The sequence below is a fragment of the Bradyrhizobium cosmicum genome (genome assembly GCF_032290525.1).
Lineage (GTDB): Bacteria > Pseudomonadota > Alphaproteobacteria > Rhizobiales > Xanthobacteraceae > Bradyrhizobium > Bradyrhizobium cosmicum_A.
Window position 1 is genome coordinate 240,341 of record NZ_JASXTA010000011.1, and the last position, 25,466, is coordinate 265,806.

23 protein-coding genes and 2 pseudogenes are annotated in these 25,466 nt (G+C 62.8%); 9 read left to right on the plus strand and 16 right to left on the minus strand.

Annotated features, from left to right (window positions below):
- Positions 1–20 precede the first annotated feature (20 nt).
- From QSV46_RS21250 to QSV46_RS21260, 3 genes are all read right to left on the minus strand, one after another.
- Positions 21–2,372 carry a bifunctional salicylyl-CoA 5-hydroxylase/oxidoreductase gene (locus tag QSV46_RS21250; RefSeq protein ID WP_314955845.1) on the minus strand — a complete coding sequence of 784 codons (2,352 nt, stop codon included), beginning with the start codon at positions 2,370–2,372 and terminating at the stop codon, positions 21–23.
- Between the two features lie 96 nt (positions 2,373–2,468).
- Positions 2,469–3,305 carry an enoyl-CoA hydratase family protein gene (locus QSV46_RS21255; RefSeq protein WP_314955848.1) on the minus strand — a complete coding sequence of 279 codons (837 nt, stop codon included), beginning with the start codon at positions 3,303–3,305 and terminating at the stop codon, positions 2,469–2,471.
- 43 nt (positions 3,306–3,348) lie between these two features.
- Positions 3,349–4,110 (minus strand): SDR family oxidoreductase, encoded by a 762-nt coding sequence (locus tag QSV46_RS21260; protein WP_314955851.1) that lies wholly within the window; start codon positions 4,108–4,110, stop codon positions 3,349–3,351.
- A 195-nt stretch (positions 4,111–4,305) separates the two neighbouring features.
- Between QSV46_RS21260 and QSV46_RS21265 the strand changes: the two genes are divergently transcribed.
- From QSV46_RS21265 to QSV46_RS21285, 5 genes are read left to right on the plus strand one after another with little or no spacing between them, the layout of a single operon-like run.
- Positions 4,306–5,127 carry an alpha/beta hydrolase gene (locus tag QSV46_RS21265; RefSeq protein WP_314955853.1) on the plus strand — a complete coding sequence of 274 codons (822 nt, stop codon included), beginning with the start codon at positions 4,306–4,308 and terminating at the stop codon, positions 5,125–5,127.
- A 7-nt stretch (positions 5,128–5,134) separates the two neighbouring features.
- A complete protein-coding gene (locus tag QSV46_RS21270) occupies positions 5,135–6,424 on the plus strand; it encodes an acyl-CoA dehydrogenase family protein (protein ID WP_314955856.1) in 1,290 nt (429 codons plus the stop codon).
- A gap of 2 nt (positions 6,425–6,426) precedes the next feature.
- The gene (locus tag QSV46_RS21275) at positions 6,427–7,953 is read left to right on the plus strand and encodes a long-chain fatty acid--CoA ligase (RefSeq protein WP_314955928.1); all 1,527 of its coding nucleotides are present in this window, start codon (positions 6,427–6,429) and stop codon (positions 7,951–7,953) included.
- The gene (locus tag QSV46_RS21280; RefSeq protein ID WP_314955859.1) at positions 7,950–9,038 is read left to right on the plus strand and encodes an NAD/NADP-dependent octopine/nopaline dehydrogenase family protein; all 1,089 of its coding nucleotides are present in this window, start codon (positions 7,950–7,952) and stop codon (positions 9,036–9,038) included. The genes QSV46_RS21275 and QSV46_RS21280 overlap by 4 nt, the downstream gene beginning before the upstream one ends.
- Before the next feature lie 3 nt (positions 9,039–9,041).
- On the plus strand, positions 9,042–10,034 hold the full coding sequence (locus QSV46_RS21285; RefSeq protein ID WP_314955860.1) for a 3-hydroxybutyryl-CoA dehydrogenase: 993 nt from the start codon (positions 9,042–9,044) through the stop codon (positions 10,032–10,034).
- On the opposite strand, the gene QSV46_RS21290 is transcribed toward QSV46_RS21285, so the two are convergent.
- The 6 genes from QSV46_RS21290 to QSV46_RS21315 form a co-directional block, all read right to left on the minus strand.
- Positions 10,031–11,077 (minus strand): peptidase M29, encoded by a 1,047-nt coding sequence (locus QSV46_RS21290; RefSeq protein ID WP_314955863.1) that lies wholly within the window; start codon positions 11,075–11,077, stop codon positions 10,031–10,033. The two genes, QSV46_RS21285 and QSV46_RS21290, sit on opposite strands and share 4 nt — an antisense overlap.
- 39 nt (positions 11,078–11,116) lie before the next feature.
- The gene (locus QSV46_RS21295; protein WP_314955866.1) at positions 11,117–11,884 is read right to left on the minus strand and encodes an ABC transporter permease; all 768 of its coding nucleotides are present in this window, start codon (positions 11,882–11,884) and stop codon (positions 11,117–11,119) included.
- Positions 11,881–12,666 carry an ABC transporter permease gene (locus tag QSV46_RS21300; RefSeq protein ID WP_314955869.1) on the minus strand — a complete coding sequence of 262 codons (786 nt, stop codon included), beginning with the start codon at positions 12,664–12,666 and terminating at the stop codon, positions 11,881–11,883. Before QSV46_RS21300 ends, QSV46_RS21295 begins: the two co-directional genes overlap by 4 nt.
- Entirely contained in the window at positions 12,663–13,508 is an 846-nt protein-coding gene (locus tag QSV46_RS21305) for an ABC transporter ATP-binding protein (RefSeq protein ID WP_314955872.1), read from the minus strand. Before QSV46_RS21305 ends, QSV46_RS21300 begins: the two co-directional genes overlap by 4 nt.
- Positions 13,509–13,633: 125 nt before the next feature.
- Positions 13,634–15,328 (minus strand): dihydroxy-acid dehydratase, encoded by a 1,695-nt coding sequence (gene ilvD / locus QSV46_RS21310; RefSeq protein ID WP_314955875.1) that lies wholly within the window; start codon positions 15,326–15,328, stop codon positions 13,634–13,636.
- 76 nt (positions 15,329–15,404) lie between these two features.
- A complete protein-coding gene (locus QSV46_RS21315; RefSeq protein ID WP_314955878.1) occupies positions 15,405–16,388 on the minus strand; it encodes an ABC transporter substrate-binding protein in 984 nt (327 codons plus the stop codon).
- Between the two features lie 159 nt (positions 16,389–16,547).
- Between QSV46_RS21315 and QSV46_RS21320 the strand changes: the two genes are divergently transcribed.
- Positions 16,548–17,456 carry an NAD(P)-dependent oxidoreductase gene (locus QSV46_RS21320; protein ID WP_314955881.1) on the plus strand — a complete coding sequence of 303 codons (909 nt, stop codon included), beginning with the start codon at positions 16,548–16,550 and terminating at the stop codon, positions 17,454–17,456.
- Positions 17,457–17,481: 25 nt separating this feature from the next.
- On the opposite strand, the gene QSV46_RS21325 is transcribed toward QSV46_RS21320, so the two are convergent.
- The 6 genes and pseudogenes from QSV46_RS21325 to QSV46_RS21350 all read right to left on the minus strand — a co-directional run.
- Positions 17,482–18,042: a flavin reductase family protein gene (locus QSV46_RS21325; RefSeq protein WP_314955884.1), complete on the minus strand. Its 561-nt coding sequence runs from the start codon at positions 18,040–18,042 to the stop codon at positions 17,482–17,484.
- A 9-nt stretch (positions 18,043–18,051) separates the two neighbouring features.
- Positions 18,052–19,257, minus strand: a complete 1,206-nt coding sequence (locus tag QSV46_RS21330) for an acyl-CoA dehydrogenase family protein (RefSeq protein WP_314955887.1) — start codon at positions 19,255–19,257, stop codon at positions 18,052–18,054.
- Between the two features lie 130 nt (positions 19,258–19,387).
- Positions 19,388–20,656 carry a CoA transferase gene (locus QSV46_RS21335; protein WP_314955890.1) on the minus strand — a complete coding sequence of 423 codons (1,269 nt, stop codon included), beginning with the start codon at positions 20,654–20,656 and terminating at the stop codon, positions 19,388–19,390.
- A 231-nt stretch (positions 20,657–20,887) separates the two neighbouring features.
- A pseudogene (locus QSV46_RS21340) lies at positions 20,888–21,315 on the minus strand (GNAT family N-acetyltransferase).
- Between the two features lie 60 nt (positions 21,316–21,375).
- Positions 21,376–21,675, minus strand: a complete 300-nt coding sequence (locus QSV46_RS21345) for a hypothetical protein (protein ID WP_314955893.1) — start codon at positions 21,673–21,675, stop codon at positions 21,376–21,378.
- Positions 21,672–21,886, minus strand: a pseudogene (locus tag QSV46_RS21350) (hypothetical protein); the annotation flags it as partial. The pseudogene QSV46_RS21350 and the gene QSV46_RS21345, both read right to left, overlap by 4 nt.
- A 47-nt stretch (positions 21,887–21,933) precedes the next feature.
- Here QSV46_RS21350 and QSV46_RS21355 point away from each other — a divergent pair.
- The 3 genes from QSV46_RS21355 (at position 21,934) to QSV46_RS21365 (ending at position 24,626) form a co-directional block, all read left to right on the plus strand.
- A complete protein-coding gene (locus QSV46_RS21355; protein ID WP_314955895.1) occupies positions 21,934–22,383 on the plus strand; it encodes a hypothetical protein in 450 nt (149 codons plus the stop codon).
- A 144-nt stretch (positions 22,384–22,527) separates the two neighbouring features.
- Positions 22,528–22,755 carry a response regulator gene (locus tag QSV46_RS21360; protein ID WP_314955898.1) on the plus strand — a complete coding sequence of 76 codons (228 nt, stop codon included), beginning with the start codon at positions 22,528–22,530 and terminating at the stop codon, positions 22,753–22,755.
- Between the two features lie 347 nt (positions 22,756–23,102).
- A complete protein-coding gene (locus QSV46_RS21365; protein WP_314955900.1) occupies positions 23,103–24,626 on the plus strand; it encodes an FAD-dependent monooxygenase in 1,524 nt (507 codons plus the stop codon).
- A 388-nt stretch (positions 24,627–25,014) separates the two neighbouring features.
- Here the strand turns inward: QSV46_RS21365 and QSV46_RS21370 are convergent, their stop codons facing one another.
- Positions 25,015–25,245, minus strand: coding sequence for a hypothetical protein (locus tag QSV46_RS21370; protein ID WP_314955902.1), 231 nt, complete (start codon positions 25,243–25,245; stop codon positions 25,015–25,017).
- Positions 25,246–25,466 lie beyond the last annotated feature (221 nt).

A 25,466-nucleotide genomic window follows, 5' to 3' on the forward strand; every position in this document is an offset into this window, starting at 1 on the left:
GGTTAAGTTCGCACGGGCGGTCACTCCGCCGCAAGCGGCTTTGTCGCCTCCGCCTTGAGCTCGGCCCGGGTCTTGGGCTTAGCCTTAATTCTCAGCTCCTCGAGATCCTGCCGGTCGCGGACGCTGTTGCGGAAGATCTGATCCTTTCCGGGCAGGTATTGCGGCGGGCAGAAGGCGTCGTTTGCCCCGTACCAGGCGGCTGCCCTCATCGTGAAGGACGGATCGACAAGATGCGGACGGCCGAGCGCGACGAGGTCCGCCCGGCCGGCGGCCAAAATGGTGTTGGCTTGGTCCGCCGTCGTGATATTGCCGACGCACATGGTAGCGACGCGCGCCTCGTTGCGGACCTGATCGGAAAACGGCGTCTGGAACATCCGCCCGTAGACCGGCTGCGCATCGCGCACGGTCTGACCGGTGGAGACGTCGACGAGATCGACGCCGGCCTCCGCGAAGGCGCGTGCAACGGCCACCGCGTCGTCGCCGGTGACCCCACCTTCGACCCAGTCGGTTGCGGAAATGCGCACCGACATCGGCTTGTGCGACGGCCATACCGCCCGCAGCGCCTCGAAGATTTCGAGCGGGAAACGCAGACGATTGGCGAGTGAGCCGCCATATTCGTCCGTACGGGTATTGGTCAGCGGCGAGATGAAGCTCGCGAGCAGATAGCCGTGGGCGCAGTGCAATTCGAGCATGTCGAAGCCGCAGCGCTCTCCGCGCTCGGCCGCCGCGACGAAAGCGTCCCTTACAGCGTTCATGCCGGCGCGATCGAGCTCGCGCGGCACCTGGCTGTCGGGAAAATAGGGCAGCGGCGATGCCGAACACACCTCCCAGCCGCCCTGCTCCAACGGCCGGTCCATGCCGTCCCACATCAGCTTGGTCGCGCCCTTGCGGCCGGCGTGGCCCAGCTGCAGGCAAATCTTCGCCGCCGAGTTGCCGTGGACGAAATCCACGATGCGCCGCCACGCGGTTTCCTGCTCGTCGTTCCACAATCCGGCACAGCCGGGCGTGATCCGGGCCTCGCGGCTGACGCAGATCATTTCCGTGAAGATCAGACCGGCACCACCGATCGCGCGCGATCCGTAGTGCACCAGATGGAAGTCGCTCGGCACGCCCTCCTCAGCCGAATACATGCACATCGGCGACACCACCGCACGATTGGATATCTTCATCTCGCGCAGCCGGAATGGCTGGAACAGCGGCACCATCGGCCGGTCGATATCGACATCGAAGCCGCTGCTGCGCACCTGCCTGGCGAACGACTTGTCGACCTCCGCCACGAAATCCGGGGCGCGGAGCTTCAGATTGTCATAGGTGATCGCCTTCGAGCGCGTCATCACGCCGAAGGCAAACTGCACGGGGTCAAAATCCCAGAAGCGGTCGACATGCTCGAACCAGACCAGCGAGACGTCGGCCGCGTGCTGCGTCTTCTCGACCTCCTCGCGGCGGCCATGCTCATAAAGATCGAGCGCCGCCTTGGTGCTCGGCGCGTTCTGCATGGCGTCGACCAACGCAATCGCGTCTTCCATCGCAAGCTTGGTGCCGGAGCCGATCGAGAAATGTGCGCTCGCCTTGGCATCGCCGAGCAGCACCATGTTGTCCTTGACCCAGCGCTTGCTGCGGATCATCGGGAAGTTGCGCCACATCGATCGGTTGGTGACCAGCTTATGTCCATCGAGAAACCAGCCGAAAATTTCGGCCATCCGCGCGGCGGACTGGGTCTCGTTCAGACCCGTCAGCCCTGCGCGCTCGAATGTCTCCGAATCGGTCTCAAAGATCCAGGTCGAGTGCCCGGCCTCATACTGATAAGCATGAGCAATAAACGGCCCCCAATCCGTCTCCTGGAAGATGAAGGTGAACGCATCGAGCGGCTTGGTCGAGCCCATCCAGGCGAACTTATTGGAGCGAACATCGACCTCGGGCTGGAAGTAGTCGACATATTTCTCGCGGAAACGGCTGTTGATACCGTCCGCGAGCAGGATGAGGTCTGCATCGGCGAAGCGGGACTCATCGTCGATGTCCACCTCGAAATGCAGGACGACGCCGAGCTCCCGCGCCCGCTCTTGCAGGATCAGCAGCAACTTCTGCCGCGAGCAGCCGCAGAAACCGTTGCCTCCAACCCGATGCGTCGTGCCACGGAAATGGACCGCGATGTCGTCCCAGTAGGCGAATTCCTGGGTGATGCGGCGGTAGCTCGGAAGGTCGTGCTTTTCAAAATTGTCCAGCGTGGCATCGGAGAACACCACGCCGAAGCCGAACGTATCGTCGGCCCGGTTGCGCTCGTATACGGCGATGTCGGCGCTCGGCCGCTGCTTCCTAAGCAGAATGGCTGCGTAGAGACCCGCAGGTCCGCCACCGATGATCGCAACTTTCATGGGAGCCTCGCCAATTGACCCGGCGGAAATTATTTTAACCCTAAAATAATTTCGCGCAAGTCCCGTTGGTGGGAAGGCCGCGGGAAAGTGGCCGGCTCAGTCGCCCCTGAAGACCGGCTTGACCTTGTTGGCAAACGCTTCAAAGGCGCGCTCGAAATCCGCCGTCGTCATGCACAAGGCCTGGGCAACGGCTTCCGCTTCGATCGCCTCTTCCACCGACATCGCCCATTCCATGGCCAGCATCCGCTTGGTCATGGTGTTGCCGAAGGTCGGCCCTTCCGCGACCTGCTTGGCCAATAGCTGCGCCTGGGACAGCACGTGTTCCGGCGCGACGATGCGGCTGAAGAAACCCCAGCGCTCGCCCTCCTCCGCGGTCATGAACCTGCCGGTGTAGAGCAACTCGGAGGCGCGGGACTGCCCGATGATCCGCGGCAGGATCGCGCAGGCACCCATGTCGCAGCCGCCAAGGCCGACCTTGTTGAACAGGAACGCCACCTTGGCGCCGCTCGCCGCGAACCGCATGTCAGATGCCATGGCGATGATCGCGCCGGCGCCGGCGCAGATGCCCTCGACCGCGGCTACGATTGGCTGCGGGCAGGACCGCATCGCCTTGACGAGATCGCCGGTCATCCGCGTGAAGGCGGTCAGCCCCTTGGTATTCATCTTCACGAGCGGGCCGATGATCTCGAACACGTCGCCGCCAGATGAGAAATTGCCACCGGCACCGGTGACGACGATCGCTTTCACTGCATCATCGAAAGCACAGGCGCGGAAGAAATCGGTCAATTCCCGATAACTCTCGAACGTCAGCGGATTCTTCCGCTCGGGACGGTTGAGCGTCACGGTTGCAACACCGTCGACAGCAGTCAGCAGAAAGTGTTGCGGCGAATAGTCCGCGAGCGGCACGGTCACGGGATTGGCTGGCCTGCTCATGCGATCTCCTTAAATTTTCTGTTCCACGGCTGCACTGCGCACGCTAGATCTCGCCGCCGGCCACGGCAATCGCCTGACCCGTGATCGCGCCGGCGCCCTCACCGCACAACCAAAGCACGGCGTCCGCCACCTCCTGCGGCGTGATCAGCCGTCCCTGCGGATTGTGCTTTGCGAGCTCGGCGATCGCCTGCTCCCGGCTCCGGCCGGTCTTCTTCATGATATTTTCGATGCTGCCTGCAACGAGCTCGGTATCGGTGAAGCCCGGACACACCGCATTCACCGTCACATTGCTTCCGGCCAACTCCAGAGCAAGTGAACGCACGAGACCAACCACGGCGTGTTTGGCAGCCGCATAGGCACTGACATAAGCATAACCCTTGAGCCCGGCGGTCGAGGCAATCGCGACGATGCGGCCGCGGGGACAATCCTTCATGCCGGGCAGTACGCCGCTGATGGCATGGACCACGCCCATGAAATTGACGTCCATCATGCGCGCAAACAGGGCGCTGTCGGACTTCGAGAACGGCGCGGATTCGGCGCTGCCTGCGTTGGCGATCAAAATATCGATCGGCTTTCGTGCATGGGCCTCAGCGATGGCAACCTTCAGACCAGCCTCGTCCGAGACGTCGGCGACGGCAACAAAATGCGCGGCGCCCGCGCCGACGGTCTCTTCGAGACTCGCGACGTTCCGGCCGAGGACGGTCACCGTCGCACCGGCCCCGACGAGAGCTGCTGCGATGGCGCGGCCGATGCCGCGGCCGCCGCCGGTCACGAGCGCGTGGGACGAATGCGGCAACCCGGACATGCGCTGGCTCCCTTGCGTTCGGCTGATCGCTCTCTCGATATATTTTAGCCTTCAAACTTTTGCAAACAAAGGGCGGCGCAGCATCAAGCGATTGCACGCTGAAGGCCGGCCCGAAAATTGCTTTAAGTATAAAATTATCGCTTCCCATCCCCCACAGGCCTGTTAGCATCCCCGGGCCAAGCAAAAGGATGTCGCGTGCCGCAGCCTGCGCCGATGATAACGAAGGACAGACGCTTCGCCTATGAAGCCGCGGGCGATCCCGACGCGATACCCCTGATTTTCCTGCATGGCATCGGTGGCGCAGCGCGGGCCTGGCGGCAGCAGATCACCAGATTCGGCAGCCAGTTCCGCGCCATTGCATGGGACATGCCGGGCTACGGCGGATCGGCGCCGCTCGCCAGCGTCAGCATCATCGCGCTGGCCGACGCGCTCCAGCAGTTCATCGAACAGATCGGTGCAAGCCGGCCTATTCTGGTCGGCCATTCCATCGGCGGCATGATCGTCCAGAAATGGCTGGTGCAATCTCCGAAGCTGGCGCGCGCGGTCGTGCTCGCGCAGACAAGCCCGGCCTTCGGCAAGGCCGACGGTGACTGGCAGAAATCGTTCATCGCCGCGCGGCTTGGACCGCTCGATCGCGGCGAGACGATGAAGTCGCTGGCGCCCTCCCTGGTGAAGGAGCTCGTCGGCGACGATCCTGATCCGATGGGAATGGAGGTTGCGCGCGAGTGCATGGGCAGCGTACCGGAGGCGAGCTATCGCGCCATGATGCTGGCTTTGATCGGCTTCGATCAGCGCAGCACTCTGAAGGACATTTCTGTGCCGGCGCTGCTGCTGTCCGGCTCCAAGGACAACAATGCGCCTGCGCCAATGATGGCGAAGACGGCAACCTTCATTCCCTCAGCTGAGTATGTCGAACTCGCCGGCGTCGGCCATCTCGCCAATCTTGAACGTCCTGACGCCTTCGACGAGGCCTTGGGCCGTTTCCTGAACTTCGTCGCGGCCAAAAACCTGAGGTGACTGCGCAATGACCATGCAAGTCAGCAAGACCATCGGCGCGATAGGCAAGGTCGCGCTTGACGCGCCGATCTTCGATCCCGTGGCCTTCCGCCTGGGCGACGAGCAGGCCGGCATCATCGCACGGGCACGGGAGATCGGCCAGAGCGTGTTCGCCGGCCGCGCTGCGACCTACGATCGCGAGGCGATCTTCCCAACCGAGAATTATCGTGATCTGCATCGCGTCGGCCTGCTCGGCATTGCCGTTCCCAAGAAGCATGGCGGGCTCGGCGCGAATTATCAGACCTATGCGCTGGCGGCCGCTGAGATCGGGCGCTATTGCGGCGCGACCGCGCTGACCTGGAACATGCATGTTTGCTCGACCCTGTGGTCGGGCCCCCTCGCAGACGATCTCGACATGGATGTGGAAACCCGCGCCGAGCACGAACGGCGGCGTGCGGTCCATTACCGACGAATCGTCGAGGACGGCGCGATCTATTCGCAACCCTTTTCCGAGGGCGGCGCCGCAGCCGCAGGCGGCGTCGCCTTCGGCACGGAGGCAAAGCCCGTGGAGGGCGGTTGGATCGTCAACGGCAAGAAGATCTTTGCATCGCTCTCCGGCCACGCCGACTATTACGGCGTGCTCTGCACCGAGATCGAGGAAGGCGAAAAGGCTTCCCGCCGCAACACCCTCTATCTCGCCATCTCCGCGAAATCGGAGGGCGTCTCGGTGGTCGGCGACTGGGATCCACTCGGCATGCGCGGGACGGTCTCGCGCACGCTGCTGTTCAAGGACGTATTCGTCCCCGAGGACTCGGCGCTGATGCCGCGCGGCGTCTATTTCCAGGCCGCGATGCGATGGCCGCACATGTTCCTGACGCTGTCGCCGACCTATATGGGCCTGGCACAAGCCGCCTATGACTTCACCGTGCGCTATCTGCGCGGCGAATTGCCGGGCATGCCGCCGGTCAAACGCAGGATGTATCCGACCAAGCAGATCGCAGTCGCCCAGATGCAGATCAAGCTCGAGCAGATCAAGGCAATCTGGTTCCAGGCCGTCACGGAGGCGCGTGCCAATCCAAGCAAGGAGCAGGTGCTCCGCGCCTATGCGGCGCAGTATTCGATCATGGAAGGCGCCAACGAACTCGCAGCTCTCGCGATCCGCACCTGCGGCGGTCAGGCCATGCTCCGCTCGCTGCCGCTGGAGCGCATCTATCGCGACAGCCGCTGCGGCTCGCTGATGCTGCCCTGGACCGCCGAGCTTTGCCTCGACCGGATCGGGCGCGAGGCGCTGTACGAGGCCGGCGAAACGGACGACTGACCGTGGACCTCTGTAGTCTGATCGATCGCAACGCGGCGTTCTCGCCAGACAAAATAGCCATCGCCTTCGAAGGAGAGCGGCTGAGCTACGCCGCATTCGCCGCGCGCATCGAGCGGGCCGCTACGGCGTTGAAGCAGGAACTCGGCATCGGCCGCGGCGACCGCGTCGCGATCCTGAGCCTAAACCGTCCGGACTATTTGGTTTTGCTGTACGCATGCGCGCGTCTAGGCGCGATGCTGGTGCCGCTGAACTGGCGGCTGGCTGTCGCCGAGCAAGTCTTCATTCTCGCCGATTCGGGTGCCAAGGTCCTCGTGCTCGAACGGGCGTTCGAGGCAATTCTTCCCGCGCTTGCACCGGGAACTGCGGTGGTCGGCCTCGACTTCGTGCCGCCGCTCGGCACGAGATTCAAAAGCCTGCTGGCTCGCAGCGAAGGCAATGGCCGCAACGTGCACACCGATCTCTCCTGCCCGCTGTTGATCGTTTACACGTCGGGAACGACGGGGCGGCCGAAAGGCGCAGTACTGCGGCAAGAAGCATTGCTCTGGAACGGCGTCATGAGCCAGCACATGCACGACTTGACGTCCGACGATCATGTGCTGACGGTGCTCCCGTTCTTCCATGTCGGCGGCCTCAACATCCAGACCACACCTGCGCTTCAGCTTGGCGCGACCGTCACGATCCACGCCCGCTTTACGCCGGATACCACACTTGCCGCCATCGAGCAGGAACGGCCAACGTTGACGGTGATGGTGCCGGCGATCATCCAGGCTGTCAGCGAGCATTCTGCCTGGGCCACGACCGATCTCTCGTCGCTGAAGGCGATCGCCACCGGCTCGACCATCGTACCGCCGCACCTGATCGACCGCTTCGTCACGCGCGGCGTTCCCGTTCTTCAGGTCTACGGCTCGACGGAAACCTGCCCTATCGCGATCTACACCCGGCTACGAGGCGATCTCTCGCGCGCGGGGTCGACCGGACTTGCTGGCTTGCTCTGCGAGGCGAAGGTGATCGATCAGGCCGGCCACGAGGTGCCGGCAGGAACACCAGGCGAGATCGCAGTGCGCGGCCCCAACGTGTTTTTCGAGTATTGGGGTAATGCCGCCGCCACGCGCGACGCCCTGCGCGACGGCTGGTATCGTACCGGCGATATCGGCCTGTGCGACGCCGACGGCTATTTCTGGGTTCAGGACCGCAAGAAGAATATGATCATTTCTGGCGGCGAGAATATCTACCCGGCAGAGGTCGAACGCGTCCTGCTCGAACATCCCAAAGTCAGCGAATGCGCGGTGATCGGACGGCCCGACCCGCGCTGGGACGAGGTGCCTATCGCCTATGTGATCCCGCGGTCCGGTTGCCGGCTCGAAGCGGAGGAGCTGAGAGCGCATCTTCAGGCGCAACTCGCGCGCTACAAGGTGCCGCGCGACATTGTCTTCGTCACCGACCTGCCGCGTACGGCACTGGGCAAGGTCCAGCATTTCCTGCTGAAGCAGCTTGATGCGCAATCGCGCGCGCAAGGAGACGCATCTTGAGGATTGCAGTACTGGGAGGGGGAAACGGCTCTTTCGCGGCCGCTGGCGATTTTGTGCTGTCGGGACACGAGGTCCGGCTCTGGCGCCGCGACGCAGATCAGGTCGCGGCGCATCGCGCCGCCGGCTCGTCCATCCTGGTGAAGGATCATGATGGCACTCACGACGTGAAGCTTGCGCTCGTCACGTCCGCCATCGCCGAAGCCGTCGACGGCACGGAGCTGATCCTGTGCCCGGCCCCTGCCTTCGCACAGCCGGACATCGCGCGACTGCTTGCCCCGCACTTGCGGGACGGGCAAGTCGTCTTTCTGCCGCCGGCGACATTCGGCTCGATGATCTTCGCCCAGGCTGCAAGGGACGCCGGCAACCATGCGAAAGCGAGTTTTGCCGAAACCGGCACACTGCCTTGGCTCACCCGCAAGCACGGTCCTTTCGAGGTCGCTATCACCATCCGCGCCAAGCGACTGCCGGTCGGTGTGTTCCCGCTCGACCAAGCATCGCATGCGCTCGCGGTGATCGGGCGCGCCTTCCCCGATGCGATCGAGCCGTGCGGAGACGCATTGTCCGGCGCACTGATGAATGCAGGCCCGATCATCCATCCGCCGCTGATCGTGATGAACGCGGGCCCGATCGAGCATTTCGAGCGATGGGACATCCACAAGGAGGGAACGCAAGCCGCGATCCGACGGGTCACCGACGCGCTCGACGCGGAACGGATCGCCGTGCGCGAGGCGCTTGGCTATGGCGCGCCGCATTTCCCTCTCGCCCATCATTACGCGAGGGAGGGTGAGGTCTGGATGTATGGCCGCGGCTCGCATGACCGGCTGACCGATTCCGGCGACTGGCGCGAGCAGATCGTGCTGACCAGCCACCGCTACATGCGTGAGGACCTGCGGCTTGGGCTGTCGCTGCTGGTCTCCGTCGCCGCCCTGGCGGGCGTGCCCACGCCGCTGGCCAAAGCCTTCCTGGCCATCGGTGGCGCAGTCTGCGGCGAGGATTTCAGGCAGGACGGCCGAACGCTCGAAACCTTGGGACTTGGCAATCTCGGCAAGGCCGAGCTGCAGACGCTTCTCCGCAACGGATTTTGACCGATGACCAGCCGCGCCAGTATCGTGTGCCTCGGGGCCGGCCGCATGGGCCGCGGCATCGCCGTTGCGTTCGCCTATGCGGGGCACATGGTCACGATGGTCGATATCAAGTCGCGCTCTACCGACGATTTCGCCAGGCTCGAGACGGACGCGGTCGGCGAAGTCAGGACAACCTTTGCCAGCCTGGCGAAGCTGGGGCTACTGACCGAAGCAGATGTTGATCCGCTCATAGCGCGGGTTTCGGTGGTGCCGGCGAGCCAGAGTGGCGCGGCACTGTCCGAAGCGGGAATGGTCTTCGAGGGCGTTCCTGAGGTCGTCGAACTCAAGCGCGAAGTGCTGGGAGCGGTCTCAAAGCAGACCGGCCCCGATACGATCATTGCCTCGACGACATCGACAATCCTCGTCGACGATCTCTCAGGCGCGATCGAAAACCCCCGCCGCTTTCTCAACGTGCACTGGCTCAATCCGGCCTATCTGATCCCGCTGGTCGAAGTCTCGCCCGGCAAAGCCACCGATCCCGCCATTATCGACGAGGTCAAGGCGCTGCTTGAAGGCATCGGCAAGGTGCCGGTGGTCTGCGCGGCGACACCAGGCTTCATCGTTCCACGCATCCAGGCGCTGGCGATGAACGAAGCAGCCCGCATGGTCGAGGAAGGCGTCGCCAGCGCCGAGGAAATCGACAAGGCGATCCGCTACGGCTTTGGCTTCCGCTATGCCGTCCTTGGGCTGCTCGAGTTCATCGACTGGGGCGGCGGCGACATTTTGTACTACGCGAGCCGTTATCTCGAAGGCGCACTCGGGAGCGACCGCTATCGCGCACCCGATATCATTTCCCGCAACATGCATGAAGGCCGGATTGGTCTGCGCACGGGCGCCGGTTTCCTCGATTATTCCGGTCTCAATGTCGATGCTTATCGCGTGGAGCGGCTCCGCGCCATGGTGGACCTGCTCCGACACTTCGACCTGGCGCGGCCACCCGTGCTCGACCGCAACTAGCCGAAGACGTCCTGAAGCACGCCTTCGCGAACGACCGCAACGCCGTCGAGCTCGATCGTCGTTCCCATCATCGGCAGATCGAAATGGCCCGCCGTGTAACGGCCGGCGAATTCGTTGGCCCCGGTCGAGAACAGGAAATTGCCGGAGACGGCGCGAATTTCCGTGCCGTTGGTATCGCGCTGGTCGTACATCGACAGCGCCTCGTATCGCGCGCCCGGGTTCATACCGAAGCCGACATGCGACACGGCGTAGGCTTCCTGATCGCCCCAGGCGGCAAGGTAGGCGCGCATCATCGCGGCATCCGTGCCCTCGCCTTCGAGCTCGACGACATAGTCGTCCTTCAAGGTCATCTTCACTGGCGACGTCAGGTAACGCTTGAACGTGAGATTGATGTCGCCGGGCGCCATCACCAGCGTGCCATTGATGGTTCCGCTCTTGGGGAAGCTGACGACGATGCCGCCGGGCCAATGCGCCAGCGTGCCCGGCTTGTCGGTCCAGCCCCACACGCCGACAGTAGAAGCACCGACCATGTCCACGTCGAGCGCCGTGCCGGCTTTTGAAGTTACCCGCATCCGCTTGGTCCCGCGGAGCATCTTTGCCGCTGCGCGGACGCGCTTCTCAAGCGCGGAATCCGGCACCATCCGCTCTAGTGCCTCGGGATGCTCGTTGGAAACTACAAGGATCCGTGCGCCGGCCTTTAGGATCTCGGGCGTCTCCACGGCATGCATCAGGCCCTCGATGGTGCAATCCACCACAAAGCCCGCCTGCTGAAGCGCAGAGATGACCGGACCGAGCTTTTGGATCGCCTCGCTTGCCCCAGTTGAACGAACCGGAACGATATTCCGGTTGCGCGGTGTCGGCATCACGACGTGAAACGGCCGCGCGCCTATCCGAAGCAGGGCTAGCTCTGCGAGATGAACGTTCAACGCGCGCGACTGGGTTTCCGAGAAAATTGCCGCGGTATCGCCGGGCTTGACCGCGCATCGCTCAAAAATCTCACAAAATGCGTCGATCCACTTCGCCTCGATGCGATCCGCCAGCATGGTTCACTCTCCCGGTGTTCTGGTTTCTTGTTAGTCAGATCACGCTTCGGGGAACCCCCGTAGCAGGTACGATCGCACGGCACCCAGCAATCCGTTCAGAATCAACCCCAACAGGGAAATCGTGATCAGCGGCACGAACATGTCGACGGCCTGGAAGGTTCGGGCCGCCGTGACGAGTGCGTGCCCCAATCCATCGGTCGACGTGATCATCTCGGCCAGAAACACCACGATGCAGGAAATGACAAGGCCGATCCGGCAGCCGGTCAGGATCGACGGCATCGCGGCCGGCAACACGACCTTGAAGAGGACCGCATAGCGCGGCGTCCCCGCCGCTATGGCCGACCAGATCAGCTTCTGCTCGACGGTCGACGCACCATAGTAGGTCGAGAGCAGAATGGGAAAGAGCGCGTCCGCCGCCACCAGCGTGATCTTCGATCCGTGACCGAAACCGAGCAGGAGCAACAGCGCCGGGTAGAGCGCAACTTTGGGCAACGGCGCCAGTACCCGAACGATCGGCCGAACCACGGCATTGATCGCGGGACTGGCCGCGGCTGCGATGCCGATACTGATGCCCAGCACGACCGCAATCCCAAAGCCCGCAAATAGCCGGAACAGGGTTGCCGCGATCTCCTGCTGGTATGTCCACGTCACGAGCTGTTGGAGCAGCCGGCCGAAGACGGATCCTGGCGGCGGCAGCAGGACCGCGGGCGCAAAGCCGAATGACACGAGCCCCTGCCACACCGCGATCACAAGCACGATCGGCGCAAGCCCAAGAATGACGTTTGCTGGGAGAAGGCGCGATGTCATGAGAAGCTCAGCGGCATGTCGAACTGAGGCTCTGACCAGCGCACCAGCCGTGCGCGGACCCGCTCGAAGATCGCGTCGAGGCAGATACCCATCGCTCCCACGATGATGATCATCGCAAAGACGGTGTCGTATTGGCCCATGTCGAGCGCATTGAACAGGATGTTTCCGGCGCCGGACTGCCGGGCGATCATCTCGCTGGTAATCATGGTAATGAGAGCCAGCACGAGCCCCGTACGGCAGCCGGTCAGAATTTCGGGAAGCGCCGCCGGCAGCACAATCCGGACCAACCGTTGCGCAGGCGAAAGCCCCATCGCGGCGCCCGACCATAGCATCTTCTCTTCCACCGCCTTGGCACCTTCGAAGCTGTGATAGATCACAGGGAGGCTGACGCCGAGGAAGATCACCAGCGTCTTCGTGATGTCGCCGACGCCGAGCCACAGCATGATGATCGGCATCAAGGCTGCCTTAGGCACCGGGTAGATCACCATCAGGAGGGGGTTGAAGAAAGCGGCCACCGCACGGCTGCGCCCCATCAACAAACCGAGTGGAATCGAAACCAGCACCGCCACACCAAATCCGATCGTCATGCGGCGAAGCGAGGCAAAAATATTGATCAGCGCTTCCTTGTCTCCGAGGATGTCCGGGATTGCACCGATCGCCTCGATCGCCGTCGGGAAGCTATCGTTCTTCAGCGCGAGCGACGCGACCTGCCATACCGCCAGCAGCCCGATGCAGGCGAACACCGGCGCGGCGCGCTTGGCCAGGGCCGCCAGCGATGTCATGACCGCGATCCCGTCTCTTCGACCTCGTCGAACATGCGCTCGATGTCGACGACGTATTTCTGGTACCGCGAATCGAGCAACAGCTCGTTGCGACGCCGCGGTCGCGGCAGATCGATGTCGATCACCTGCCGGATGCGGCCGGGCGATTTCGACATCATCACGACCTTGTCCGAGAGGAACACGGCTTCGTCGACCGAATGGGTGACGAACAATACGGTCTTGCGATCGCGCTCCCAGATATTCAGGAGATCGTTCTGCAGGCGCGTCCGGGTGTGGGCGTCCAGCGCGCCGAACGGCTCGTCCATCAACAGCACTTCGGGATGGTAGGCCAACGTCCGAGCCAGCGCGACGCGCTGCTTCATGCCGCCCGACAGTTCCTTGGGATAAAAGTTCTCATAGCCCTTGAGGCCGACCATTTCGATCAGAGCGCGGCTCTGTGCTTCGGCCTCGATGGTACCCACACCTTGCTGGCGCGGGCCGTACGACACATTGCCCAGCACCGTCTTCCAGGGAAATAGAGCGAATTCCTGAAACACCGGGCCGCGATCGGGCCCGGGCCCCGTGATAGGGCGACCTTTTATCTTCGCTGAGCCGCTGGTCGGAGTGACGAAGCCGCCGACGATGTAAAGCAGTGTCGACTTGCCACAGCCGGACGGACCAAGGATCGAAACGAAGGCTCCGTCGTCGATCGTCAGCGAGATGTCGGACAGCGCCACATGATCCTTGCGAGCCGAGGTCTGGAAGACCTGCGACACGCGGTCTATCTCGATGATCACGGAAGCCGGCTCGTGTGACGTCACCGGTCTCACCCATTCGCTCGATCTCGAAGGCACTACCTTCATCCCGTCTCCCGCCTCACTCGTACGCGAACATGGCGCAACCGACCTGCTGAACGAGCTCCGTCAGCGGTTCGAGCTTAGCAAGAAACTTGCCAGAGAGGCGGTCATTCTCGCACGGGTGCGGCGCGTCATTCGAACCAGGGCCATTCCGCGGGGCCCTCATGTGTGACGGCTCCGCCCGGCGCCTGTCCGACCAGCCGCGCATATTTTGCAAGCGCACCTGCACGGTGACGCGGCGGACGTTGCTTCCAATCGCGTCGGCGCGCCGTGAGTTCCTCCTCGTCGACGAGCATATCCATTCGGCGGTTTGCGGCATCGATCCGGATCCTGTCGCCCTCGCGAACAAGCGCAAGCGGACCGCCAACAAATGCCTCGGGAGACACGTAACCGATACACATCCCGCGGGTCGCACCGGAGAAGCGCCCATCCGTGATCAGGGCCACCTTCTCGCCCATGCCCTGCCCGTAGATCAGCGCGGTGACGCCGAGCATCTCGCGCATGCCGGGGCCGCCGACCGGCCCTTCATTGCGGATGACGAGAACCTCGCCCGCCCTGTAGCTGCGGTCACGAACGGCCTTGACACAAGCTTCCTCGTCCTCGAACACGCGCGCAATGCCCTCGAAGAACTGGCTCTTCAAACCTGCCACCTTGATCACCGCACCGTCTGGACAGAGGTTACCCTTCAGGACCGCCACGCCACCATCGGGCATGATCGGGGCGCGGCTTGCGTAGACGACCTCGCCGTCGGGCGCATTGGCTGCGCCGTATTCTTCTGCAAGCGTGCGGCCCGTGACGGTGATGCAGCTACCATCGATATGTCCGCTCTCGATCAATTCGCGGATCACGACAGCCGCGCCGCCGATATCGTAGACATCTTTCGCGGTGTATTTGCCGCCTGGACGCAGGTTGCCGATCAGGGGTGTCCTGGCAAAGACTTCGCCGACATCATCGAGCGTGAACGCAATGCCGGCCTCGTTGGCAATCGCGGGCAGATGCAGCGCGGCGTTGGTCGAGCCGCCTGTCGCCGCAACGATGGCCGCGCCGTTCTCGAGGGATTTCCGCGTCACGATGTCGCGCGGCAGCGGCCCTCCGCGCTCCAGCATCTCCATGATCAGCCGACCGGCGCGGCGCGATATCTGGGCGCGCTCAGCGTAGATGCCTGGCACCATCGACACATTGGGGATGGTGAGGCCCATTGCCTCCGACACCATACCCATCGTGTTCGCGGTGAACTGGCCGGCGCACGCACCGATGGTCGGTAGGCAGGCCCGCTCGATCCGCTCGAGCGTGGCGCCGTCGATCTCTCCGGTCATAAAGCTGCCGACAGCCTCATAGGAATCGAGAACCGTCAGGGTTCGCCCGTTCACGCGCCCCGGCAGCGAGCTGCCGCCATAGATGAAGATGGACGGCACGTTGCAACGAACCATACCCATCATCACACCGGGAAGCGTCTTGTCGCATCCGCCATACCCGATCAGCGCATCGTAGGCGAGGCCATGGACGACGGCTTCGATCGAGTCGGCGATCAGCTCGCGCGAAAACAGGGAAAATTTCATTCCCTCGTGATTCATGCTGATGCCGTCGGAGACCGACACGGTCGAGAATTCGCGCGGCGTGCCGCCGGCCTCCTCGATGCCCGTCTTGGCTGCCGCCACCTGGAAGTCGTGGGTCATGTTACAGGGCGTCTGCTCGCCCTTCATGCTGACGACGCCCACCATCGGCTTGGCAATCGCAGCGTCATCAAGACCCATTGCGCGCATGAAAGCGCGATGTGGAGCCCGGTCGAGGCCATCGGTCGTGACCCGTGATCGCAACTTCTTCATACGTGCATCTTCTTCATGCAGCGTCCCGAGCTATCCGTGGCGCTGCGATCTCTTGTGCGGAAATTGGCCCGATCGCTTATTCCAGCGGCGCAACGATCGTTGGATGTTTGAACTGCGCAGCGTCCAGCTTCGGCAACATTCCCGTCTCCGCATAGATGTCCAGCATCTTCTGAATCGCGGGGAAGTTCGGCGCCGCGCCGGGATCGCGACCAAAATCGTTATCTTTGAGCAAATAGGTCTCAAGCACCGGAATAGGCGCCTTCAGAACTTCATTGACGACCTTCAGCGTCTCTTCGCGGTTGGCCAGCGCCTTCTTCATCCCGGACGTGATGTCGCGGACATAGGCCTTGACCAGTTCTGGGTTCTTGTCGACGAAATCGGCACGGCAGGCTTCCAGAATGTGGACGATGTTCGGCATGGCCTGCGACAGCGAGAACAGCTTGCGGGTGCCCCCCTTTGCCTCCGCGCGCGCGGCAAACGGCTGGTTCATGTTGACCGCATCGACGCGTCCCTGGCGCAACGCATCTTCGGAGACGGCGAAGCCGACCTCGACCAGCTTGATATCCTTGGCCGGATCCACGCCATTCTTCTTCAGAAGCAGGTTGAACGGACCCTGCGTGCCGCCGCCGATCACGGAAATGCCGACCGTCTTGCCCTTGAGATCGGCGATCGTCTTGATCGGAGAATCATCCATGACCGCCCAATAGACCGAGAAGCCGCCGGGCTTCTCGAAAACATGCTGCGCCACGATATAGGCCTTGAGATTGCCGCCCACCACGCCGTTGGCGAGCGACAGCGGCGCCTGCGTTGCGCAATCCAGAGCGCCGGCGGCCAACGCCTGCGTCATCGGCGCGGTGCCCTGAAATTGGGTCCATTCGATGTTGTACGCCTTGCCGAGACTGGGAAATTCGGCTGGGCGGCGCATCATCCAGTATTTGGATTCCTCAGCCGGGATCGTCCAGCCGACGCGGATCGTCTGCTGCGCCCATGACGGGCCTGCGCCCGCACTCACGGCCGCTGCCGCGCCCAAAGCCAGGATCCACTTCGAAACGGTTCGCATCGTGCCCACTCCGCTGCTCGGGCGCCGACCGGCGCCCCCAACCCGACCACCCCAAATGTTTCATGGTTCAAACAATCAGGCAAGCCATGCGAGCCGGATGGTGTCGCTCTCCGCCCTGCCATGTATGGTAGGCGGCGCTGCGACAGATGGAGGCAACCTATGGCTGATGCGAGCAAGACCAACCCGCAGGGCGTCGAAAGGCTCGGCTATCTCGGCCTGGGACTGATGGGGACGCCGATGACCCGGCGCCTGCTCGAGGCCGGCTATCAGGTCAGCATCTGGAATCGCTCGGAGGGCAAGGTCGTTCCACTCCTTGCGGCCGGCGCCAAGCGCGCAGTCACGCCTCGTGATCTGTTGGCGAATTCTGACATCGTTTTCATGTGCGTGACCGATGCAGCCGCTGTCGAAGAGGTTGTCTTCGGGCCCGAGGGTCTTGCCGCGGCCTCCGGCGCAGGCAAGCTCGTGGTCGACTTCTCATCGATCCATCCCGCGGCTGCGCGCGACCTCGCAACGCGACTGAAAGCCGCGAACGGCGCCAATTGGATCGACGCACCGGTATCCGGCGGCACCAAGGGCGCCGAGGACGGCACGCTGGCCATCATGGCCGGCGGAGAAGCTGCGGACGTCGAGAGGGTGCGGCCGTACGTCCTGGCGATGGCCCGCAGGCTGACCCACATGGGACCGACCGGCGCGGGACAGACCACAAAGCTCTGCAATCAGGTGATCGTCGGATGCGCGATGGCCGTGCTTGCGGAAGCAACACGTCTTGCCGTGAACGCCGGCATTGACGCCAGCCGATTGCCGGAAGCGCTCGCCGGCGGCTTCGCGGATTCCATTCCACTTCAGCTGTTCGTGCCGCGGATGGTTCAGGGCATTCACTCGCCGCCACTGGGCCACATCGCCACCATGCTCAAGGACCTCGATACGGTCGCCGATGTCGCGCAGACGACGTCGACGCCCGTGCCAATGGCCTCGCTTGCGGGACAACTTTTCAGGCTGGCCAAAGCCGCGCGGGGCGCCGACGCAGACGCGCTGGAGATCTACAAGCTCTCGGCAACACAGCGCTAAGGCGTCGAACACGGCCTGAAGTACACTACGGTGACGTCTTGCGCTCATCATCGACCAGGAACCGGCCATAGGTCCCACGCGCGAACAGCAGTGGTTCCCCGGTAGTGTAGGCATAGGCCTCGACCGCGCCGAGAAAGATCACGTGGTCGCCGCCATAGTAGCGATTGACGGACCGGCATTGAAAATTGGCGACGCTCTCGGCGAGCACCGGGGCGTTGCCCAGACCCGGTGTCCAGTCGATTCCGGCGAACTTGTCCTCGGACGGTTTTGCAAACTTGTTTGCAAGCGCCTGCTGCGAAGTGCCAAGCACGTGGACGGTAAAATGGCTGGCGTTTTGAAACACAGTCAGGCTCGATGAATAGATCCCGAGGCTCCAGAGGATCAGAGGAGGATTCAAGGAGACCGATGCGAACGAGTTGCAGGTGATGCCGTAAGGCTTTCCATCAGCAGCCGTCGCGGTGATGATCGTTACACCCGTTCCGTATGCCCCGAGCGCATTGCGAAAATCGCGGGGATCAATCAGCGAGTTGTCGCTCGCAAGTTCGTTGGCTGGATCGGGAACGCCAGGCTGCTTCGGGTCATTCATCATCCGGCCTCACAATGTGAGGTTCTCGGACGGCAGGCCCAGAGCCACACGTCCATAATTCGTTCCAGCCGCATCGAAATTGAACGCAAGGTGCGAGTTGATGGCGTGAGCGTCGCGGAATTGCCGCTGCAGTACGCCCGTCGTGAACAGACCGCGCGCCCCACTTGCGGCAAACAGCATTGAGACCGCCTCGGTGCAAAGATTGACCGAGAAAGCTCCATCGCGCCGATACTTGGTCTTTCGGGCCATGCTTGGAACATGACCGCGGCACGCATCCGCCATGGCATCGATGCAGGCCGAACGCATGATCAGACGCGCAGCATCGATCTTGGCCGAAGCCTCCGCGATCTTGATCTGCGTGCTTTGAAAGTCGCTGAGCTTGGCGTGGTTATAGGTCGATATGCGATGACGCGCCACGTCCGCGTAATCGTCGAGGCACGCTTGCGCATTCCCGAGCGCGACGCCGGACAAGACGTATGGAAACAAAGAAAACACGGGCAGCGTGTACGACGGATTGGGATTAATTTTGCTGCCAGGGGTCAGGCCACCGGCAAGATCACCGACGGCGATGGTCATATAGTCGGGCACAAAGGCATTCCTGACCTCGACGTCGCACGAACCGGTACCGCGAAGGCCTGCGACATTCCAGGTATCGAGCACCCCGTAATCGTCTTTCGGCAGCAGAAAGATTCGATATTCGATACCGTCCGCCTCATCGTCGGAGGAGACAACGCTCGCCAGCATATTCCATTGGCAGGAAGCAACGCCGGAAGAAAACGGCCAGCTTCCTTGCAACCGATATCCGCCGCCGACCCTCGTGGCGCGACCGGCCGGAAAAATAAACGAGGACGCAATCAGCACATCCGGATCGCGGTCCCAGACCAGATCCTGCGCCTTCTGCTCGAACATGCCCAGCATCCAGTGATGGCTCGCCAGATTGGCGAAATTCCACGCTACCGACGCGTCCGCCCGGCCGAGCAGCTCGGCGCAGTCGACAAGGGCGACGTACTCAAGCTCGGCGCCGCCAATGCGCTTTGGCTGGAGCATCCGGAACAGGCCCGCGTCGTGCAGATCCTTCTCGGTTTCCGGAGGAAGATGCCGCAGCTCCTCCGTGCGCGCTGCTCGCTCTCGCAGCCGCGGCAGGAGCGCCCGGGCGTTCTCGATCATGGCTACATAGGCGCGCTCGCCGGCTTCCTGCCCCGTCGGCTGGCCCATGCTCGGCTCTTGACCAGGCGCCATTCGTGTCCCTCGCTTTCATATAGTTATGCGGCGGGAACTTCACCAAATCAAGCGGATGCGGCGCCGATCGCGCAATGCCAGATCCCTTGGGATCGACCGAACAGGTTTAAACCGACGCCGCCGGCTTGCCTGATCCAAAGACACCCTTTTGGGTAAGCTCCGAGATCCGAGGCGCCTCGTAGCCGAGCGTATCACGCAGGACGTCTTCGGTGTGCTCGCCTAGCAAGGGGGCGGCAACAGGATCAACCGCGCCGGTCAGGCTCATATTGATCGGCGGCTCGATATTGGGGACCCACTCTGCTATACGATGCGGAATACGGCTCAGGCGATTGCGCTCGCGGGCCTCGGGCGCGTTGAATCCCTCCTCGACCGTCCGGAGATAGCCGACCGGGATATTGGCCAGCTTCATCTTCGTCATCCAGTTCTCGAGGGTATCGCTTGCAAAGACCTCGGCGATGGCTGCCCGCAGCAGTTCCTTGTTCTCTGAACGCGCCTTGCGCGATGCGAATTGCGGATCGGTGATCAGATCGGGCCGGTCCAGCACCTCGAGCACCAGCCGACGATAGAGTCGATCGTTCGCGCAAGCCATGTAGAACGGTCCATCGGAGGCTTCGTAAACGCCGACGGTGGGGGACCCGCTCGGTGAATTGCCGAATCGGCCGGGATTCTCACCGTTGATCAGATAGGCCATGCCGTAAAAGCCGGTCATCCCCATGGCGACGTCGAACAGGGCGACCTCGACGTGCTGCCCACGGCCGAGCCGATCCCGCGCCAATAGCGCCAGCAGGATGGCATTGCAGGCAGACATCCCCGCCGCCATGTCGACTATGGGCGGGCCGGTGCGGACCGCCGGGCCATCGGCAAACCCGTTGAGCGACATGAAGCCGCTTTCCGCTTGCGTGATGGGATCGAAGCCGGGCCGCGAGGCGAACGGTCCGGTGCGTCCGTAAGCCGAGATCGAGCAATAGACCAGCCTTGGATTGAGCGGCGCGACCACCTCGTAGTCGAGGCCGAACTTTTTCATGACTCCGCTGGAAAAATTCTCCACGACCACATCCGCTTTGCGGATCAAATCCAGTGCGATCTCGCGCGCCTCCGGGACGGTCAGGTCGAGCGCGATGCCGCGCTTGTTGCGGTTCAGACTGAGATAGGCGGCGCTCTCGCCGCCGATTTCGGCGTGCTCATAGGCGCGCGTGTCGTCGCCGCCGTCGGGATTTTCGATCTTGATGACGCGCGCGCCAAAATCTGCAAGCGTCTGGGTGCAGGCTGGCCCGGCTACTACGCGGGTGAAATCGATCACCAACATACCATCGAGCGCCGTTGGTCCGCCCCTCGCCTGCGGCGAACGTTCTGGAAGTTGAGGTTTGGTGGGCATCGACGGCGCTCCCTTACATCGGCTTATGATCGCCGAATTTCCTGCATAGCAAACTTAAAGCCCGGCGCCGCGGACTTCGCAAGTGCCTCACCCGCATCGCTTCAATACGCAAAAAGGCCCGGCAGCCGTCAAGCTGCCGGGCCTCTGGACATTCCGGTTGTACGAAGCCCTGCCAAGCGCAGGCGATCCTGTGTTGCGAAAGGGCACCTTCCGAACCACCGCAAACCGTGCTTAACGCAGCCACTTTCGCCAATAAAGCGTATGTGACCAGGCCCAGGACGCCTGGGGCTCAAAGAGCCGATAGTCCGCCTCGATGAAGTTATTGGCAGATATCGCATTGTCGGTCGTATCGGAGACGATGCTGTCCCATCCGAGACGACTTCCTCTTGCTTCGACGGCTCGCATCAACCTGCGCTGAAGTCCTCGCCCCCGATGCAGATGCAACACACCGACCCTGGAGAAGTAGCCGCCATTTCGAACATGCGTCGAGCGCATGACACCGGCAAACGCGACAGCGTCATCACCGTGATGGACGAGCCACTACGCCCCAAGTCGAATTGCGGCATGGCAGCTGCATCGAAGAACGTGAGCTGATGCAGATCGGCCAAGGTATCGGCAACATCGTCATCGGATGCATCGACGACACGAATTCTGTACATGAGACGGCCCGTCGATGAGGATTGACACATGCAATACGGCGATGCCGCCGCAGCGAAGGCTCAATTGCCCAGCACGACCTTGACGCCCAGCCAAACGGCTCCCATCAGGCCGGTGGCAAGGACGGTAATCACGGCCTTGAATGTGTAGCTTTGCGCCTGCTCCACGCTTTTTCGCCAGCGCCGCAGATGCTGAAAGTCGGCCCTGACCTCTTTCCGATCATCGTCTTCGATTCCAAAAGAAGCCAGCACCGAGGCGACCGTCTTCAATACGATCGCATCGATGCTCTCCTGCTGAAGTTTGTGCTGCCCGGCCAGCGTCTCGGCAACAATCGCTCTGATGTCGTCATCTGGCATTTTCACCGCTTGATGATCCTTGCAACGTTCTCGAAGCCGCGCTTGGCGAAGTAGAATGAGACCACGAGATTGGCGGTGATCGCCGCAAATCCCGCCAGAGCGTCTGTGGAGCCGATGCCAAGGACCTTGTCCCAGACCAGGAGCTTTGCGAAATAGAGCGCCACGCAATAGCCCATCAGCTTGTCCGATCATACCAGTGCCCAATTTCGGCGATCGCAGACCGCAGCGGCGCGAGCAAATGGCCCGGCGCCACGGGCCGGCACGTTGGCGCGTGCAACGGCCAGCAAGTGTACGGAGGGCGGCGCGCCGATCGGCGCTCCAGGTTTGACGAGTGCGTGGCCGGATGCACGGCCACCGCCCGATCTTGACATCGAGACGAAAAAACCCGCGGCGGAAATCTCCGCGCGGGTGAACCAAACTCGTCTCGACGATGGCATTATGCCGGTGTTTTGCCCGACGCGTCAAACGAACGAATTCGCTCAGGCCACGTTAGGCGATCAGGAGGACCGCCCTATGACACTCAAGACGACATCACGAAACACGTCGCGAAATCTCCCGGGACGAACGCCGCGCATCGACAAGGAGCGCGACACGCAAGAAGCCATCGTTGAAGACGCCGGCGAGACGGAGGACAACAACCGCGACCTCGTTCACGGCGACGGCGGCACCATCGACCTTCCCACCAGGCCCGGCGATTTGTCGAAGGACGACTAGGCGCCTGAGGCGGGCGGGCATCTCGATGATGCCATTCAGCCGGTGTTTTGCCAGATGTGTCAAACATCGTTCGTTCAATCACCAGATGCGGGAACCAGCGCGGCGCGCGGCGCGTTGTTTTTCATCAGGAGGATCGTGCGAGCGATGAGCCATACTGTACTGGTTGTTGACGACGATCCCGGCGTCCTCGACGTCCTCGTGGGGATGCTGGAAGAGCTCGGCTGCACCGTCGTCAGCGCCCAAAGCGGTCCGGCTGCGCTCGATCAGCTCAGGCAAAATCAGGAGATCTCCATCCTCATCACGGACATCAACATGCCCGGCATGGACGGTCATGACTGGCCGAGCTGGCCAGGCGAGACCACCCGGAGCTGAAGATCCTGCAATTGTCCGGTCGTGAACCTCGGCGAGGCGGTCTTCCGATGATCCGGAAACCGTTTTCATTCGAGGAACTCGCCAGAACGATGCAGCGGACCACCGGCGTTTGTTGAGCGCCGGGCGCCCAAAAGAAAACCCGCTGCGGGTAGCTCCCGCGCGGGTTGAACCAAACACTTTTCGATGATGCCATTATGCCGGTGTTTTGCCCGACGTGTCAAACGTCAGCGAAAGCAAATGGCGACGTCCCTCCTCCCAGCTCAATATGTGGTGCGCAACGGACTTGCTTCAAGTCCCCGGCGATCGCGTAGAACCCCCGACCCAGCAATAAGTCGAGGGGGCACGACATGCCTGCATTGCTTCCGACGTCCCGTTCGCGCGGCCGGACGAGCGCACAACTCGCGGCATCCAACGACCACGCAGTGATCATCGCCGGCGCTGGCCCGACTGGGCTGATGCTGGCCGCGGAGCTCGCGCTCGCGAATGTCGACGTCGCTGTGGTCGAGCGGCGCGCGAGCCAGGAGCTGGCCGAAACGCGCGCCGGCGGATTGCACGCCCGCACCATCGAGATCCTCGATCAGCGCGGCGTCGCCGATCGTTTCCTGCGCGAGGGACAAATCACCCAGCTCGCGGGCTTCGCCTGGACCAGGCTCGACATCAGCGACCTCCCCACGCGACACAATTACGGGCTCGCACTTCGGCAGGGCCACATCGAACGCATTCTGGCCAACTGGGCCAGCGAGCTCGCCGTGAAAATCTATCGAGCATCCGAGGTGACGGGCTTCGCGCAGGATGAGACCGGCGTCGAGATCATGCTGTCCAGCGGCGCAACATTGCGGGCAAACTATCTTGTCGGCTGCGACGGTGGACGCAGCCTGGTGCGCAAGGCCGCCGGCATCGAGTTCGCCGGCTCCGATCCGACGCTCAGCAACCTCATGGCCGAGGTCGAGATGCGGGAGGAGCCGGCATGGGGGCTGCGTCACGACGCGCTCGGCTTTCACGGCCTCAGCAGAACTGAGAGCGGACGCGTGCTGGTCGTCGTGTCCGAAGCGACGCTCGCGCGTACCGGTGAGCCCGGCCTCCGCGATCTCAGCGAAGCCCTCGTCGCCGTGTACGGCACCGACTTCGGACTGCAAAACCCCTTCTGGATCTCCCGCTTCACCGACGCGGCGCGGCAGGCCGTGTGTTACCGCAACGGCCGCGTGCTGCTCGCCGGCGATGCCGCGCATATTCATCACTCCGTCGGTGGTCAGGGCCTCAACACTGGCGTGCAGGACGCGGTCAATCTCGGCTGGAAGCTGGCGCAGGTGGTCAAGGGCATGTCGCCCGAAAACCTGCTCGACACCTACCACGCCGAGCGCCATCCCGTCGCCGCGCGCGTCTTGCGCAACACCATGGCGCAGATCGCCCTGCTCCGCCGTGGCGATGACGGCCTCAAGGCCGCGCGCGAGGTGGTGTCCGAGTTGCTCGGCATGGACGAGCCGCGAAAACGCTTCGGCGCGATGATGAGCGGGCTCGACGTTCACTACGATCTCGGCGAAGGACACGCGCTGCTCGGGCGCCGCATGCCGGATCTCGATTTGACGGTCGAAGGGCGCTCACTGAGATTATTCACTCTGCTGCACCAGGCGCGCGGCCTGCTGCTCGATTTTGGCAAGGCAGGCGGCATCGACATTGTGCCGTGGGCCGATCGCGTCGATCTCATCGGCACCGATTACGACGGTCCGTTGCAGCTTCCGGCCATCGGACAGGTCGCGGCGCCAGGTGCCGTGCTGGTGCGGCCCGACGGCCATGTGGCCTGGGTGAGTGATGAGAGCCAGCGCGGACTTCCGGACGCGCTGGCGAAGTGGTTCGGACCGCCTGCGGCGTAACGCTCGAACGCACGGCGCGCCGTCGAAACAAGAAAGCCCGCGGTATGCCGCGGGCTTTCGGGTTGAGACTAAGCCCTAGGAACGCGTCTCAACACGCGCCTACCCGCTAGGCCCTCACCCGCGCGGACAGGAGCCTTTGGCGAGGCAATCGGTGTCTCGCTCTCAGGTTTGTAAGTAAGCGCGTCGGCGATCCATTTCGGCCATGCGGCCTCTGGACCTGGCTCAACGCGCGCGAGACGCAGCTTCTGCGAGTCTTCGCTCATGCTTCCTCCTGCGAATTCAACCAAAGTTCTTCGTGAGAAACGTCGAAATCATTGGTCGCGCCGAAGCTTCCGAGAACGCTGAGCGGTGCTCGCTGAACGGTCTCCTCAATCTCCCGCATCGATCGTTACGTTATCGCCGGGATGGACAATAACCCGCTCAATGCCGTGAATAAACTTAAGGGCTTGCCGTCCTCGCTCGCAATCGGCTGCAGCGGCTTGCCCCATCCGCGATCGAGAATCGCATTTGCGGCCGAGACACGCGCGTGGGCGGGAGCGTTCTTGTCGCGCATGATCTGCACGAGCGTGTTGACGGCATGCACGGTGTGCGTTCGCGCCAAGGACTTGATTGCGGCCATCGTCCGCTGCTTCAAAATTCGACGACCAAGCACCAGTTTGGATGATTAACATGGGCCCTGGTTTCGCACCGGAATTTTCCGAAATAGCGGCTCGCCTCGCGGGTCCGTTTAGTTTGAAAATCAGGGTGGCCCGATTTACCGGAACTAGGTCAGCGTTTTCTTGGTTCGAATCATATCAGGCGGCGTCGGCGAGTTTGTAGGACCAGGTATGGACGACGGGA